The 12,754-nt window shown below is 65.9% G+C and carries 7 protein-coding genes; 2 read left to right on the forward strand and 5 right to left on the reverse strand.

Annotation, left to right across the window (positions count from 1 at the left end; all coding sequences use genetic code 11):
- Nucleotides 1-167 precede the first annotated feature (167 nt).
- Nucleotides 168-1,490 (reverse strand): hypothetical protein, encoded by a 1,323-nt coding sequence (locus JWQ89_RS10825; RefSeq protein WP_299640879.1) that lies wholly within the window; start codon nt 1,488-1,490, stop codon nt 168-170.
- Between the two features lie 175 nt (nt 1,491-1,665).
- Here JWQ89_RS10825 and JWQ89_RS10830 point away from each other — a divergent pair, with 175 nt between their 5' ends.
- On the forward strand, nt 1,666-3,072 hold the full coding sequence (locus JWQ89_RS10830; protein ID WP_299640881.1) for an MFS transporter: 1,407 nt from the start codon (nt 1,666-1,668) through the stop codon (nt 3,070-3,072).
- An 84-nt stretch (nt 3,073-3,156) separates the two neighbouring features.
- Nucleotides 3,157-4,557: an MFS transporter gene (locus tag JWQ89_RS10835; protein WP_299640883.1), complete on the forward strand. Its 1,401-nt coding sequence runs from the start codon at nt 3,157-3,159 to the stop codon at nt 4,555-4,557.
- Here the strand turns inward: JWQ89_RS10835 and JWQ89_RS10840 are convergent, their stop codons facing one another.
- The 4 genes from JWQ89_RS10840 to JWQ89_RS10855 form a co-directional block, all read right to left on the reverse strand.
- Nucleotides 4,558-5,247, reverse strand: coding sequence for an RlmE family RNA methyltransferase (locus tag JWQ89_RS10840; RefSeq protein WP_299640885.1), 690 nt, complete (start codon nt 5,245-5,247; stop codon nt 4,558-4,560). It abuts the gene before it with no gap.
- On the reverse strand, nt 5,247-6,356 hold the full coding sequence (locus JWQ89_RS10845) for a Ppx/GppA phosphatase family protein (RefSeq protein WP_366143994.1): 1,110 nt from the start codon (nt 6,354-6,356) through the stop codon (nt 5,247-5,249). The genes JWQ89_RS10840 and JWQ89_RS10845 overlap by 1 nt, the downstream gene beginning before the upstream one ends.
- A gap of 903 nt (nt 6,357-7,259) precedes the next feature.
- Complete coding sequence (locus JWQ89_RS10850) at nt 7,260-12,560, reverse strand: autotransporter outer membrane beta-barrel domain-containing protein (RefSeq protein WP_299640888.1); 5,301 nt, start codon at nt 12,558-12,560, stop codon at nt 7,260-7,262.
- The coding region (locus JWQ89_RS10855; RefSeq protein WP_299640890.1) for a hypothetical protein at nt 12,557-12,754 on the reverse strand (198 nt) is incomplete at its 5' end. The genes JWQ89_RS10855 and JWQ89_RS10850, both read right to left, overlap by 4 nt.

Raw genomic sequence — 12,754 nt, forward strand, 5'->3', positions numbered from 1 at the left:
ACCCGCGTCGAGGCCAACGCCTCGCCGGCCCCGCTTCATCTCCTCAGGAAGACGAGGGGATGGCTCTTTGACAAACTCCGAAGCCCATGGGCTGTCGGATGCATCAGCATGCCCTACAACATCGCGGCTGCGGCCACCCCCACCCTCCGACGGCAGCGAGTTGGCTCCTAAGCCTCAGCCACTTCCGGCGCGGATCGCTTCGGCGCCGGCAGGTCCATCGCCTCCACTGCGGCGATCAGCGGCTCGATGCGGTCCACCATCTCGATATTCCGCTCTTCCATGGTGAAGTTCACCGTCATGTAATCGCGGCCGGGACAGAAGGTGGCGATGTTCGAGGCGGAGTGATAGGCGCCGCAATAGATCGGCTCCACCATCCAGTCGGTGACCGGGCCGAAGGTGCGGTGGGGCGGCACGAGGGTCAGCACCGTGTCGGTGCGCCCCGAGAAGCGCCAGAAGCGCGGGCCGTAGAGGAACCGGAAGGCGCGGTGGAGCTTGCGGTGCATGGCGAACAGCGCCAGCATCTGGACCTGGAACGAGGTGATGTCCTTGTTCTCGATCTCGCTCAGCGCATCGTCGACGGCATGCGCGTATTCGACGAAATCGCTCCTGTACGGGAACTTCGCCATCAGGGCGCGTACCCGGAAAAAGTCGTCATCTGCTTCGGTGCGCCGCGTGTCGAGCATGGTGTAGGCGGCGGTGATCACCTCGGCGTTCAGCCGGCGGTCGGTCTCGGAATGGAGCGCGTGGGTGACGAGCGCGAAGTAGAGCGAGCGCTGCCGCACGCCCAGCCGGTTGGCGAGGCTGCGCAGCCGGTCGCGGCGCAGCGCCAGTGTCTTGAACCCCCAGGGCTTGTCGGGCGGCGACATGACGTGGGCGAAGAACAGGTGGAGCGACACCCCGATGGCTGCTTGCAGCGCGCCTTTGAAGCGGGCGCCGAAGCTGACCTTGTTCGCCTTGTTGGACTGGATGCCGTGGTTGGCCGACTGCGAGCGCGACAGGAGTGCCGAATCGGAACCCTCGAGCACGCAATGGGCGGCGCGCACCTGGATGACCGACACCCGCCCTTCGGCATCCGGGCCGCCTTTCAGCGTCGCGGCCATGAAGCGGAACAGTGGCAGGTCGGGGTGATCGAAGATATCGGCGCTCTTCGAAAGCCATTTGTCCGGGTAGCCGTCGAGGCTGTCGACCATCTCCACCGAGGTGATCGCATCGAGCTGGGCGTCGGTGAACGGATGCCCCGGGCGGGCCCCGATGAAGCCGTGCGTGAGCTGCGGGGCAAGGCCCACCACCTGGGCGACCAGTTCCTTCAGCTTCGTCTTGTCGAACTTCTCCTTGGAGAAGGCAGTGAAGAAAATGGTGTCCTTGCCGGCGAACAGGAACCACTGGAAGTTCGTGAACAGCGCCTGCGGGTTCTTCTGAACTGCTGCAAAGGCCAGGTCGAGCGCTTCCGCATGATTGCTGGCAAAGCTCGACGACGAAAAACTCTTCATGGTTCAACCCGAACAAAATCCCTGAACTATAAGCCACGTGTTGGCGTGGAGGGTCAATCGCTTAGCGCAGCGGCTGCTTCCATAACCCTTAGGTACGTGTTGCGTTGCCACTGCGCGGGCCATAAAGGTCTTGCCGACGGCCTCAATCCAATCCTGCCTCACGAGGCTCTCGGCCTTGCGTATCATACCCCTCGTCCTTGCGGTCGCCCTGTTCATGGAGAACATGGACTCGACCGTCATTGCCACTTCGCTGCCGGCGATCGCGGCCGATATCGGGGCCGAGCCGATCTCGCTGAAGCTGGCGCTGACCGCCTATTTCGTGGCGCTCGCCATCTTCATCCCGCTGTCGGGCTGGATGGCCGACCGGTTCGGGTCGAAGAACATCTTTCGCATCGCCATCGTGGTGTTCATGGCCGGCTCGATCTGCTGCGCCTTCTCGGATTCGCTCCTGACCTTCGTGTTGTCCCGGTTCCTCCAGGGCATAGGCGGCTCGATGATGACCCCGGTGGCGCGGCTGGTGCTGGTGCGCTCGACGCCGCGCAACGAGCTGGTCTCGGCGATGGCGTGGCTGACGATCCCTGCCCTGATCGGCCCGATCGCCGGGCCGCCGCTCGGCGGCTTCCTCACCACCTATCTCAGCTGGCACTGGATCTTCTGGATCAATGTTCCGATCGGCCTCATCGGCCTCGTGCTGGTCACAAGATTGCTGCACACGGCGGAGGGTCGCAATGAACGGCCCATCGACGTGCCGGGGCTGATCCTTTCGGGCCTTACCTTCGCCGGCGTCTTGTTCGGCATCTCGGTGATCAGCCTCCCCGCGATCCCGGCGGTCGCCGGCTACGGCTCGATCGTTTTCGGCACGGTCGCCGGGGTGCTGTACCTGCGCCACGCCAGGCGGACGGCGATGCCCATCCTCGATCCGAAACTGTTCCGCCTGCCGCTGTTCCGCAGCGCCATCATCGGCGGCTCGCTGTTCCGCATCGGCATCGGCGCCTTCCCGTTCCTGATGCCGCTGATGTTGCAGCTGGCCTTCGGGCTTACCCCGTTCGAATCCGGCCTCACCACCTTCGTCGCGGCGATCGGCGCACTGCTCTCGAAATTCGGCGTCGAGCGGGTGTTCGCAACCTTCGGCTTCCCGCGCACGCTGATGCTCACGGCAGCGATCGGCTGCATCTTCCTCGGCATCAATGGCTTGTTCACCCCGGCCGTGCCGCACTGGCTGCTGATGGGTTCACTGCTGGTCGGCGGCCTTACCCGCTCGTTCTTCTTCACCGGCGTCAACGCCCTGGCCTTCGCCGATGTCGACGAGGCGCATGCCAGCCAGGCCACAGCGATCAATGCGGTGAGCCAGCAGCTCAGCGTCGCGGCCGGCGTCGCGGTGGCGGGCGGTGCGCTCGAGTTTGCGGCGAACCTGCATGGCGGGAACCTGACGCTGGGCGATTTTCACATCGCCTGGTTCGTCGTTGCGGCCGTGGCGATCTTCAGCGTCATCCCGTTCATGCGCCTGCCGCCCGATGCGGGGAGCGACGTCTCGGGGCACCAGGTCAAGCCGATGCCCAAGCCTGTTTCGGCAACGCTCTGATTGTCATCGTTAGGTTCGTAGTTAGTCCTGACAGGCCGGCGCCGGCATGATAGAGCAGCCGCCTCCCCCGCTTAGACACCCCATATGTCCGCCCTTCGCCTGACCCCACTGATCCTCGCCGTCGCGTTGTTCATGGAAAACATGGACTCGACGGTGATAGCGACCTCGCTCGCCGCGATCGCCCGCGATATCGGCACCGAGCCGATCGCCCTGAAACTGGCGCTCACCGCCTATCTGGTGGCGCTTGCCATCTTCATCCCGGTCTCGAGCTGGATGGCCGACAGGTTCGGCGCCCGCAACGTGTTCCGCTGGGCGATGATCGTATTCATCATCGGCTCGGTCTGTTGCGCCGCCTCCAACTCGCTGCTGACCTTCGTGCTCTCCCGGTTCCTGCAGGGGATGGGCGGCGCCATGATGACGCCGGTGGCGCGGCTGGTGCTGGTGCGGGTGACGCCGCGAAATCAATTGGTCGACGCCATGGCATGGCTGAGCATTCCCGGCCTCATCGGCCCCATCGTCGGCCCCCCGATCGGTGGCGCCATCACCACCTTTGCGAGCTGGCACTGGATCTTCCTGATCAACGTCCCGATCGGCCTGCTGGGCGTGCTGCTGGTCAACAAGTTCCTGCCCGAGTGGCACCGGAACGAGCCGCGGAAGCTGGATTTCACCGGGTTCCTGCTTGCCGGCACGACATTCGCCGGCTGGGTGTTCGGCATCTCGGTGCTGACCCTCCCTGCCCTGCCCGCGAGCTTCGGCTATGGCGCGATGATCCTCGGGACCGCGGCTGCCGCGGCCTACTGGTTCCATTTCAAGCGGACGGAGTACCCCCTGCTCGATCTCAGGATTTTCCGCCGGCCACTGTTCCGGCTGACAGTCATCGGCGGCACGTTCTTCCGGCTGGGCACCGGGGCGATGCCGTTCCTCTTCCCGCTGATGCTGCAACTGGCGTTCGGCCTCAGCCCGTTCGAAAGCGGCATGGTGACGTTTGCCTCGGCGGTCGGCGCTTTTGCCGTGAAGTTCATTGCGGAGCGGATCCTCCAGCGCCTGGGGTTCCGTACGAGCCTCGTTGCCGCGACTTTCATCACTGCGCTGGGCGTCCTCGCCATGGGGTTCTACACGCCGGGGACGCCGACCCCGGTGATGCTGGGGAAGCTGGTCGTCACCGGCTTCTTCCAATCACTGTTCTGGACGGCAACGAACGCCTTCACCTTCGCCGACATCGAGGACAAGGATGCGGGGCAAGCCAATGTCATCAGCCAGGTGGGCGTCCAGCTATCGCTGGCATTCGGCGTGGCGCTGGGCGGCGGCGTGCTCGAGGGGCTGCGGCTGCTGCATGGCGGCGAGCCGCTGCTGGCCGATTTCCACATGGCCTTCTATGTCATCGCCGCGGTGACCCTGATCTCGACCGTGCTGTTCATGCGCGTCCCGAAGTCGGCGACAATGCATGGGCACGCCCACGCGGCGCAGGGCGAAGCCGCCGAGTAGCTAGCCCTTGAAGCCGCGGGCCAGCAGGTAGGTCTCGGCCGAGTCCTGCCGGCTGGCCTTGGGCTTGGCGTGGATGGTCGTCGCGAAGTGCCGCTTCAGGATGGCGAGCAGTTCATGCTCGGTGCCGCCCTGGAACACCTTGGCGATGAAGGTGCCGCCCGGCGCCAGTACCCGCACCGCGAAATCGGCGGCGAGTTCGACCAGCGCGATGATGCGGATGTGGTCCGTGGCACGATGGCCGGTGGTGGGCGCCGCCATGTCGGACATCACGATATCGACCTTGTGCCCGCCTAGCGCCGCGATCAGCGCATCAGGAGCGTCCTCGTCGTTGAAGTCCTTCTGCAGGAGGATCACGCCGGGGATCGGCGCCATCTCGAGATAGTCGATGCCGACGATCAGCGGCTTTTCCTCGGTCGACCCCACGATGGGCGCCGCGACCTGCGACCAGCCGCCGGGGGCGGCGCCGAGGTCGACGATGCGCTGGCCCTTGTGGAAGAGCTTGTAGCGCTCATCGAGCTCCTGGATCTTGTAGGCGGCGCGCGAGCGATAGCCCTCGGCCCGGGCCTTGGCCACATAGGGATCGTTGAGCTGGCGCTGCAGCCAGAGGGTCGAGCCGATCTTCCGGCCCTTCGAGGTCTTGACGCGCACCTTGAGTTCGGTGCGCCGGCCGGGGCCTCCGGTTTTGACCATCAGCGGCTCCTGCGGGTGTTGCCGCGATCGGCGCGGTCGGCGTCGATCAGCGAGATGAGGATGCCTTCGCGGAGGCCGCGATCCGCGACCCGGACGCGCTCTGTCGGCCATTCGCGGCGGATCGCCTCGAAGATCGCGCAGCCGGGCAGTACCAGGTCGGCGCGGTCCTTGCCGATGCACGGATGCGCGACGCGCCGGTCGAAGGGCATGCCGAGCAGCGCATTCATGGTGGCGTCGACATCGGCGCGGGTCATCCAGAGGCCATCGACCTTCTGGCGCTCGTAGCGCTCGAGGCCGAGGTGGAGGCCGGCGAGCGTGGTGACGGTTCCGGAGGTGCCGATCAGGTGCACCGGATGCTCGGCGATCATCTGCCGCAGCTTTTCGCGGCCGCGGAACTGGCGGAGGTGGCCGGCAACGAAGGCCACCATGTCCTCGAAGGTCTGGGGCGTCACGTCGACACCGCCGAACTTCTCGGCGATCGAGACGACGCCCACCGGCAGCGATTGCCAGGAGCGGATGGAGGACGACATGCGCCCCTGCCGGCGCGGCCGGCCGCCACGGAAATCGAGCCAGGCCAGCTCGGACGAGCCGCCGCCGATATCGAACATCAGCGCGCCGGCCGAGCTTTCCTCGATGAGATCGGCGCAGCCGGTGACGGCGAGCGAGGCCTCGGTCTGGCGGTCGACGATCTCGAGTACGAGGCCGAGTTCGCGCTCGACGCGGGCGATGAATTCGAGGCCGTTGGTGGCGGAACGGCAGGCCTCGGTGGCGATCAGGCGCATGCGGCTGGGCTCGTGCTCGCGCAGCTTGTTGCGGCAGAGCCGGAGCGCTTCCATGGTGCGCTCCATTGCGGCATCGGAAAGGCGGCCGGTGGTGGACAGGCCCTCGCCGAGGCGGACGATGCGGGTAAAACCGTCGAGCACGCGAAAGCTGTTCTCGTGCGGGCGGGCGATGAGCAGGCGGCAATTGTTGGTGCCAAGGTCGAGCGCCGCATAGAGCGGCCCTCGCGACCGGCGCGAAGTGGGATTGCCTGCGGGGTGCGTCCGCCGCTCCGCTCCGCCCGATCCGGGATGCCCCCCAGGACTTGCGGTGGTTGGGACGGGGCTCACGCCCTGCCCCTCACGGTGCCGTTCCAGGCTTTCGGGCCCGGCTACGACGGCGGACCGATCTGGATCGGTCAACCTTGCTCCATTCCCCGCGCAGTCGCCGGCTGACGGCCGAAGCCGTGGGCGCCCGACACGGGCTATATCAGTGTCGGGAACGACGGTAGAGGATGATCCCCGCCAACGCAACGCCCACAATCCGCCGCAAAGCTGAATGGCTCCCAACATCGGGTGAACAAAGCCGAAGCAGCGCAAAACGGGTGTTGATCCCAGGTTCGATTGCCGCTAGAAGGCGCACCGAATGTCGCTGGTCCGAGGCCACGGCATCCAGGCCGAGCGCTTGGGGAATAGTTCAATGGTAGAACTACGGACTCTGACTCCGTCAATCTTGGTTCGAATCCAGGTTCCCCTGCCAATCTCTCAGCAAAGCATAAGTCTTTCCAGCAGATCAGAGCCAGGCTAACCGCCCAAATCGTGGGCTTTGCCACCGGATTGGCCGCCGGGGTTAGCCACCGGCCTCTCTAGCCTGTTACTCCGGATTGGTGGGGAACCGCTTGGGAAGGCTTTGCCGCTTCCACGCCCTTGCCGATGCCGCAAGCAGTCCCGGTCGGGCTGCTCTTCTCCGAGGTGATCGTCGACTGGCTGGAGCGCGGTATCGCGATGCGAGAACACGCAAAAGCGACCTGCCGGACGCGCAGCCCATGATCCGTATCTGGGTCGAGGTCGCAGGAGATCGGCCGCCGAGAGCTGCAAGCACGGCGAACAGCATCTCGACCTTCTTGCGCCGATGCCCTGAACGTTCGAGGGGCCGTCGTGTCGGCTAGCCGTGCTGCTCGCCAGCAAGCGCTGGTGGCGCTTCAGCCTCTCAAACCCATTCGGGAGAACACACGATTTTTCACTGGCCAAGGCTCAGAACTTGACGTTGAATCCAGCGGTTCCCGTCATGTCGTAACTGTTGCCCATGCTGCTCAGGCTGGTGTTGACCGCCGCCTCGCCGTGGAGCGCGTACATGCCATCGCCCCAGTTGTAGCTGCCACCCAAACCGATCCCACCCCAGAGCGGGTCTTCTTGGCTGGTGAGCGTCACCCCGGCGAGGTCGGTCTCGGCGCCGGGGAGGAACTCGTAGTAGAGGTTTGCGATCGCATAGGCGTGGACGCTGCTGGCCTGGCCCAGATCGTCCGTCCAGGCCGTCTGATAGTCGGCCGAGAGCCCCAGGCGCGCCTTGAGACTGTCGCCATCCAGCAGCGACACGGCGGCCCCAAAGGCGTCGGTGAAGTCGTTGTAGTCGAGCCCTGAATAGGTCAGCTGGGCCTGGGGGGTAATCGACCAGTTGGGGCCGAGCGCAATCTCCTGGCCCATTTCCAGCCCCAGCGCATAGCCAAAGCCGGCTATGCCGGAGGCGAGGCTGGTGCCGGCCGTCCTCGAGGAGAGGTCCCCGTCGTACCAGGTGAGATTGGCCTGAGCGTCGAGGTAGAAACCGGTTGAGCCTTCCCAGGTCAGCGTTGCTCCGAGGCCATAGCCGGTTGCATTGATATTGCCGTCGCCATAGGGCGAGGCGACGTCGGTCGAAAGCGTGCCATAGCGCGCCCACAGGCCACCAGTCAGCACGCCGGCCTCCCCGGCATCGAGCACGCCATCGGCTCCCGCCTGAAGCTGCCAGGTGTCGGCACCGTAGGTCGCGTCGGTTGTCGAGGTCTCGGGAGCGGCGCGCAGGTGAGCCCCAATGATCCGGCCCCAGATGCCGCTCCCCGCCGCTGCCGCATCGGGCAAGGGGCCGGTGTCGACGACGCCGTTCGGCCAGGATCGGCTGCCCACGCGCTGGCGCAGGGTATCAAGGCCATTGAGGCTCTGCAGCACATCGGCATAGGCCTCGTAGATAGGGGCGCCCGGTTGATAGAGCGGCAGGGTGGGATCGCCCGGAACGACGGGAACAAGCAGCGCCGAGCGCAGGTACCAGTCGCCATCCGCCGGGGTGCTGATGCCGTTCTTGTAGAGGCGGTAGCCGTAGGCTCCGGCCACCACGGCCTGCTCGCCTTCGAAGACGTAGCTGCCCAATAACGCGAAGGTGCCGTTGGAGGCGCCGCCGATATCGATGATCTTGATTCCTTCAGTGGTCGGGCCACCGCTGCCGCCGAGATTGATGACCTCGACCCCGGTGGCGCCGGCCGTGGCGCCGGTGACGACAAGCCGGTCGGCGGGCGAACTGTCGCCACCCAGCACGGCTTCGATTTCGAGGATGCCACCGCTACCGATGTAGTTGCCGTCGACGGTCAGTGTGCCGATGGAGTTGCCCGGTGCGATCACGCCGCCGGCTTCGTTGGTCGTGGTGCCAACGGTTCCGTGTCCCATCAACGTCCCGCCATTGGCCACGGCCAGGGTGCCGCCCAACTGGCCGTTGACCGACAGCGTGCCTGCCACGATGCGGGTCTGCCCGCTGAATGCCGAGCTGTTCCCGGTGAGCGTCGTCACACCGGTCCCCAGCTGACGGACCTCGCCAGCTCCCGAAATGACCCCATCGAAGTTCAGGGCATCAGAGCGGTCGAAGGCGAGAATACCGGCGTTGGCGACGTTGCCGCCAAGGCTGCCGGAGGTGCCGCCATTGCCGATCTGCAGGGTGCCGGCGGTGATGGTGGTGCCACCTGTATGGGTGTTGGCTCCGGTCAGCACTGTCGTGCCGAGACCGCGCTGCACCAGGCTGCCAGTGCCGCTGACGGCGCCGGAAAAGATCGCCTCGTCCGTGCGGTTGAAGGCGAGAATGGCGTCGTTTGCCACATTGCCTGTAAGGCTGCCGGAGGTACCGCCATTGCCGACCTGCAAAGTGCCGGCGCTGATCGAGGTGCCGCCGGTATGGGAGGCGGCGCCGGCAATGATCAGGGTGCCGAGACCGGCCTTGTCGAGGCTGCCCGCGCCAGAGAGGGTGCCGTTCAGGGTCAGCGACGTGGCCGGGTCGGTCAGCAATGTGCCGGTGCCGATGACGGTGACGGACCGGGCCGTGGTGATGTTGGCGGTCGTGCGCAGCGTGCCGCCCTCGAGTGCAAGGTCGCCGGACGCGGCCCCCAGGTTGACGTCGGCGGCGATGCTGAGCGTGCCGCCCTCGATCACGGTGCCGCCGGTGTAGCTGTTGGCGCCGCCCAGCACCAGGGTGCCGAGATCGGTCTTGACCAGCTCCGAGGCTCCGGTGAGTTCCGACGCCACCGTCGCGACCATCCCAGTGCCGTCCGTGGTGCCGTCGCCGACGCGAATGATGGATGGCGCGCCCGTCAGCGTGATCACCCCGCCAACGATCTGATAGCCACCAGTGGCAAACTGCATGCCCGTCGCATCGATGGCCCCGACTGTATTGTCGACGGTGACCGTACCCGGGGCGCCGGCGAAGATCGCGAAGGCGGCACCCTGGTAGGGGCCGTTGGCCACACCACCGCCATCGGTCCAGTTGTTGTTGCCGGAAGCCTGCCAAGTGCCGTCGCCGCCGTTGACGACGCCATTGTTCTGCGGGCCGGCGCTGCCGTCCCAATAGCTGAGCGTCATGCCTTGCGTGTTGACCAGATTGACCTGATGGGCAATCGAGGTCTGCACGTAGGACCCGGGAGTGGGGATCGTACCGACCACCAGTCCGTTATCGGTGAGCGCCCCGGTGTAGCTCATTAGCCGGTAGATGCCCGGGTCGAACGTACCCCCCAGGGACACCGCCACATTCAGCGTGCCGTCGAGCGTCAGCCCGCCGCCGACTGTGATCAGGTCGTTGGAGGCCCCGCCCACGACATAGGCCTCGCCGAAATCATAGGCGAGCACCGCGCCCCCGGAGATGAAGAGGTCCCCGAGGATCGCGAGGGTGGCGGGACCGGCGCCGGGACCGCCCGGCGACAGCGTGGCATCGTCGCCGACCGACACATCGCCGCCGATGGTGCCGCTGCCGCCCAGCGTTCCGTTGGCATTGACCGTGGTCAGGCCGGTGGCCGCAGATTGATCGCCATCGATGAACAGGCCGCCGCCATCGATCGTCGTGTCGCCGGTGTAGAGGTTGGTCCCGGTAAGGACCGTTGCACCGGTACCGGCCTGGGTGAGCGATCCGGCCCCGGTAATCACACCGTCGAACGTCAGCGTGTCCGAGCGGTCGAAGGCGAGCACGCCGGCGTTGGCGACGTTGCCGGCAAGACTGCCGGAGGTGCCGCCATTGCCGATCTGCAGGGTGCCGATGGTGATCGTGGTGCCGCCCGTATGCGTGTTGGCTCCGGTCAGCACTGTCGTGCCGAGGCCGCGCTGCACCAGGCTGCCAGCGCCGCTGACGGCGCCGGCAAAGATCGCTTCGTCCGTGCGGTTGAAGGCGAGAATGGCGTCGTTTGCCACATTGCCTGTGAGGCTGCCGGAGTTACCGTCATTGCCGACCTGCAAGGTGCCGGCGCTGATCGAGGTGCCGCCGGTATGGGAGGCCGCGCCGGCAATGATCAGCGTGCCGAGCCCGGCCTTGTCGAGGCTGCCCGCGCCAGAGAGGGTGCCGTTCAGGGTCAGCGAGGTGGTCGCGTCGGTCAGCAATGTGCCGGTGCCGGTGACGGTGACCGACCGGGCGGTGGTGATGTTGGCGGTTGTGCGCAGCGTGCCGCCCTCGAGCGTAACGCCACCGGCAATGGCGCCGAGATTGGTGTCGCTCGAGATGGCCAGCGTGCCGGCGCCGATCAGCGTCCCGCCCGAATAGGTGTTGGCGCCATTCAGGGTCAGAGTGCCGCCGCCTGTCTTGTACAGGCCGATATTCGGTGCGCTGCCACTGATTACACTGCTAATTCCGGCCTCGAGCCCAGTGTCCACATTGAGAAAGCTCATTGTCGGCGTCCCGCCCGGCGTGTCGCCGAGCATGTTCAGAATGCCCCCGTTGAGCTGATAGCCGCCGGTTACGAACTGAAGTCCCTGGAAGCCTTGGGTGCCCTCGACAACGACGGTACCCGGGGCACCACCAAACACACCCACCTGGCTTTGCCATGCGGCATTGAAGTTATAGTCCGGTCCATCGGTCCAGTTGGCGGTCCCTGAATCCCAGGTTCCATCGCCGCCGCTGGCGGTCCCGTTGCCGACGCCATCGAGACCGTCCCAGATCTGGACGAGCTGACCGCCGATGGATACGAAGACGTTGACCTGGTTGGGCACGCCAAGCTGCAGCGTTCCGGTACCGAGGCTCGAGGTGACGCTCGCTCCATTGTCGACCAGCGTTCCGTACTGGAAGAGCCGGTAGTAGCCGCTAGACGTCGGCGTCAGATCGATGACCCCATCAAGCGTCAGCTGACCGTTGACATCGACAAGATCGTTCAGCAGTCCGCCGACCACACCCGGTTCACCGAGCTGGAATTTGCTGACCGATTGCTCGTTGAGCAGAAGGTCCCCATTGATCGTCAAGGTGCCGGGGCCGTCACCGGCTGCCAATATGCCGAAATCGTCCACCGAGACGTCGCCGCCGATAACTCCGGTGCCGCCCAGCGTCGCGCCGGCGCCGACCGAGATTTCACTGGTAGCAGTACCAAACGTGCCGGCGGTGTTGTTGACGAGGAGCCTCCCCGCAAGGACCGAAACGGCGCCGGCGTAGCTCGAACTATCGCCGCTGAGGGCAAGAGTGGCTGCGCCACTCTTGATGAAGCCCTGCGCTCCGGAGAACGAACCGGCATAGGTTTGGTCGAGCGACTGGGTGACCGTCAGAGCGGCATCGAGACTGATGTTCCCACCGGTCCCCGACAGGCTGCCCTTTGACTGCGCGACATCGATATCCAGGGTGCCGCCATTGACGATGAGCGCACCGGTCGTGGCGCCAAGCGCGTTGGCCGATGCAGCGCGTAGCTGACCTGAATTGACGGTCGTCGTTCCCGTATAGGTGTTTCCGCCGGTGAGCGTGATGACGGCCGTTCCCGTCTTGACGATCGAACCGCTGCCCAGGATGGCGTTGGCGACGGTGGTGTCGACGCTCGACTGATCGAAGCTCAGGACGCCCGTGATGGAGACCGGGCCGACCAGTCCGGTGGTCGCATTGGCGAATGTGAGACTGTTGGCGCCGCCTGTGAAGGTGATGGCATTGGCACCCACACCTGCTGTGACTAGGCCGAACGCACCCATGGTAATGGCCAGGTTCTGGCCGGCAATTCCGGCGCCGCTGGGGCCCGCGATCCCGGCGATTGCGCCGGCGCCACCCACGCCACCGACGCCGCCGGTGATGCCCGCACTTATGGTCAAGGTCGTGGGTCCCGCGCCGCTGACCAAGAGACCGATACCGCCCGTGCCCCCTGCCCCACCGGCTGGGCCACCGGCGCCACCAGCGCCACCGGCTCCACCAGTAATGCCGGCGCCGATGACGAATACCTGAGCCGTGCTCCCGCTGAGCACAAGGCCGTAGCCGCCATCTCCGGCCGCTCCGCCGTTCGCGCCCA

It is taken from the genome of Devosia sp. (genome assembly GCF_028290645.1).
GTDB lineage: Bacteria > Pseudomonadota > Alphaproteobacteria > Rhizobiales > Devosiaceae > Devosia_A.

What these genes read in the sequence shown, in the direction of transcription:
- JWQ89_RS10825 (WP_299640879.1), bottom strand. Translation starts at nt 1,490, where the DNA reads ATGAAGAGTTTTTCGTCGTCGAGCTTTGCCAGCAATCATGCGGAAGCG.
- JWQ89_RS10840 (WP_299640885.1), bottom strand. Translation starts at nt 5,247, where the DNA reads ATGGTCAAAACCGGAGGCCCCGGCCGGCGCACCGAACTCAAGGTGCGC.
- JWQ89_RS10835 (WP_299640883.1), top strand. Translation starts at nt 3,157, where the DNA reads ATGTCCGCCCTTCGCCTGACCCCACTGATCCTCGCCGTCGCGTTGTTC.